At 42.8% G+C, this 3,422-nt stretch carries 3 protein-coding genes; 1 reads left to right on the forward strand and 2 read right to left on the reverse strand.

Annotated elements, in window-relative coordinates; translation table 11 throughout:
- On the reverse strand, positions 1-1,283 hold a 1,283-nt coding region (locus IQ229_RS19110; protein ID WP_194046448.1), incomplete at its 3' end, for a response regulator.
- Positions 1,284-1,446: 163 nt separating this feature from the next.
- A complete protein-coding gene (locus IQ229_RS19115) occupies positions 1,447-2,166 on the reverse strand; it encodes a response regulator transcription factor (RefSeq protein ID WP_194046450.1) in 720 nt (239 codons plus the stop codon).
- 423 nt (positions 2,167-2,589) lie between these two features.
- Between IQ229_RS19115 and IQ229_RS19120 the strand changes: the two genes are divergently transcribed.
- On the forward strand, positions 2,590-3,345 hold the full coding sequence (locus IQ229_RS19120; protein ID WP_194046452.1) for a WecB/TagA/CpsF family glycosyltransferase: 756 nt from the start codon (positions 2,590-2,592) through the stop codon (positions 3,343-3,345).
- Positions 3,346-3,422: the final 77 nt, after the last annotated feature.

The following is a 3,422-nucleotide window of genomic DNA, read 5'->3' on the forward strand; positions in this document are numbered from 1 at the left end:
GTGTAGACCAGTTCTTTAGTGCTAGGGGTATAACAAGCTAACACAAGAGTGACAAAATAATTGTTGCTAATTAAATCTTCACTGAGAGCGTGGTTGAGGTTCTGCATGACCACATTCGGCTCTGCTGGCGTCTCTTGAGATAATTCTCGGCGCAAAACTGAAATAATACTAGCCATAAATAAAGCTGCTGGGACGCCCTTGCCAGAAACGTCACCCACTGCCAACCACAAGTCGCCTTTAGGATGGACAAAAACTTCAAAAAAATCGCCTCCGACTTCGCGCGCCGGATAGCAGCAAGCTTGTACCTTCACACCTTTAATGTCAGGTAAACTTTGGCGTAGCAGATTGTATTGAATTTGGCGAGCCACCTCTAACTCAGTGTGAATCTGCTGTTGCTTTTCTTGGAGGCGTTGGTAGAGTTTTGCTTGGGAGAGGGCTAAGGCTGCTTGTTCGGCAACACCTGCAATTAGTTGGATGTCTTCGTCTTCCCAAAGGCGATCGCGTCCCCATTGGTGGAGAGTCAGCACAGCCAATAAATGCTGATGGTAGCTAAGTGGCACAACTAGGTGGTGACTAGGATTACCGTCATATATATCTTGAGCAAGTTGATAATGACGCGTTTCCATCACCTTTTCGATTAAAACACTGGAGTCGAAAAAGGAATCTAATACATCAGATTTCGGATCGTGGTAGAAAAACTCGTCTTGTGTGAGGCGATCGCCCTCTACCGGTTTGAGCAAGCAACTGCTAGCTTCAAATGTTTCTCCAATAGTTGCGACAATTTTTTGCAGCATACTATCGTAGTCTAAAGATTCCCGAATTGCTGTTGTTACCGCATTAAACAAAGATTCTCGCCGTAGGGCCCGACGCAACTCTTGGGTGCGCTTCTTAACTAGGCGATATGTATCAGTGGCTTGCTCAACTAAGCTTCTCAGCCGTTCTGGATTCCAGGGTTTGGTAATGTACTTGAATACCTGACCGGAGTTAATCGCATCTACCAAATCTTCGACATCAGTAAAACCAGTTAACAAAATCCGAATCGTGTCTGGAAAGCGTTCTACGGTGCGACTAAAAAATTCAGTCCCATTCATTTCTGGCATTCTTTGGTCAGAAATAATTACCGCCATTTCGCCAAATTGATCCAAGATTTCCAAAGCACCAAAGGCATGATTGGCTTTATATACTTGAAAATCTCGTCTAAAAGTGCGGTAGAGTAAATCTAGATTATCTGGCTCATCATCTACCACCATGAGCTTAAGTTTATCCGTCCCAATCTCAGCCATATTTGACTTTTGTTTTCATATATTTGAATGGCGAGATAGTATGATGTTTATCTCACCTAATAAATAAGAGAAAATCAGAGAAGCCATTCACTTGGAAAATATAACTTTTCAAAGTTGTAAGTTTCCCTTGATTATCCTCAATTGATCCACACCAAAATTAAATTTATCCAACTAACCCAGAACGCAAGGCGCGGACTGCTGCTTGGGTACGGTCATCGGCACATAGCTTATTCAAAATATTGCGAACGTGAGTTTTAACAGTGCCAACTGTGATGTAAAGTCTTTCCGCAATTACTGCATTACTACAACCTTCGACAATCAACTGTAACACTTCCAATTCCCTTTCTGTCAGGGTGTAAGGTTGAATTTCTTCCAGATTCTCAAAAGAATCTGGGTTAGGAGCAATAGTTTTAGAATCGACCAAAGCCGATTCCAACTTTTGAGGATTTTGTTGCGCTTGTTGTAATACAATCCGAGCGATCGCTGGATCGATCCAGGCGTTGCCATTGTAAGTTACTCGTACTGCTTCCAGCAAATTATCAAATTTGATATCTTTCATACAGTAAGAGTCTGCACCAGCGGCAAAAGCTGCCAACACCGCTTCTTTATTATCCCGCAGCGTCAAAATTAACACTTTTGTAAGTAGCTGCTGGCCGTTAGTAGTAGATTTTACCTCCCGTGTTAACTCAATGCCATCCTTATCTGGTAAACCAATATCGACAATGGCAATATCTGGTTGTAGCATTTTTAACATTTTTAGACCATCAGCAGCATTAGCAGCTTCACCTACAACTTCAATTTCATCCTTTTGCTGTAGTGCTGTACGAATACCCACACGAGTTAGGTCATGGTCTTCAATCAGAGCGATACGAATTTTACTCATAGCCAACTTCAGCCCGTTACACTATAACCATAAAGTCGAGTTTCGTGACATACTCCCACACTAGCTGCAAGCAGTATAATGGGGGCTTTTATTCCCGGAACCAGAGTTGCGAGTTGAGCGTTTTATACTGAGTGAATATTACACTTTAACAATAAAAGTTGGACTGGTTCAGCCCAAGTACAAGCGCCCAAGATTAATAGACAGAGGAGTGAAATTAATTATGTGTTATCTAAAACCCTTATATATACGTAGCAGGGCTGCGTATATACATTCTTGTTCACTATTATGTCTATTTAGTTTAATTATGCTTACTCTCGTTGTAGGGCAAAGGGGAATCTCTTTTGCCTAAGTTCTAATATAAAAAAATTTGATAAACTTAACATTCATGCAAAATCTGGTGTGAGTATTACTTAAGAATAGGCTATGTCTAACGGCAATCAAGCATTTTCAGTGTTGGGAATACCAGTTCATGTGATGGCTGACTATCCAGGCTGGTTGTTAGAATGCCTGCACACAGGCAGAGGAACTCATGTCGTAACGCTCAATGCAGAAATGACTATGCAGGCAGAGCGAAATCAATTATTAGCTCACGTGATTAAAAATGCTGAACTGGTGATTCCAGATGGAGCTGGGGTTGTTCTGTATTTACGATGGCTGTTATGGCAAAAAGTGCAGCGTTTTCCAGGGATTGAATTAGCAGAAAAACTTTTGCAAGCACTTGGGCAACAGAAGAAAGGGACAAAGATATTTTTCTATGGGGGAGCGCCTAGAGTGGCCGCAAATGCGGCAGATTTTTGGCAGCAGCAAATTCCAGATTTGAGTATAGTCGGCACTCACTCAGGCTACCATTCTCCAGAAGAAGAAGCACAACTGCGACAAACTCTGGCTCAATTGCAGCCACAAGTGATTTTTGTTGGTTTGGGAGTGCCGCGTCAAGAGTTATGGATTGCCGAAAATCGCCATTTGTGTCCCCAAGCAATTTGGATTGGCGTTGGTGGCAGTTTTGATATTTGGTCGGGAACTAAAACTCGCGCTCCCGCCTGGTTAGGAAATAATAATTTGGAATGGTTGTATCGCCTTTATCAAGAACCTTGGCGCTGGCGGCGGATGTTGGCTTTGCCAGCGTTTGCTGTGAAAGCGTTTGTTTATCGTTTGACAGCCAGGGGTGCAATTAGTTAAGAGTGCTGAGTGCTGAGTGCTGAGTGCTGAGTTCTGAGTGCTGAGTGCTGAGTTCTGAGTGCTGAGTGCTGAGTGCT

This window comes from Nostoc cf. edaphicum LEGE 07299 (genome assembly GCF_015207245.1).
Taxonomy (GTDB): domain Bacteria; phylum Cyanobacteriota; class Cyanobacteriia; order Cyanobacteriales; family Nostocaceae; genus Nostoc; species Nostoc edaphicum_B.

Excerpts from the sequence above, each read along its gene's own strand:
- IQ229_RS19120 (WP_194046452.1), top strand. The coding sequence starts at position 2,590 with ATGTCTAACGGCAATCAAGCATTTTCAGTGTTGGGAATACCAGTTCAT.
- IQ229_RS19115 (WP_194046450.1), bottom strand. The coding sequence starts at position 2,166 with ATGAGTAAAATTCGTATCGCTCTGATTGAAGACCATGACCTAACTCGT.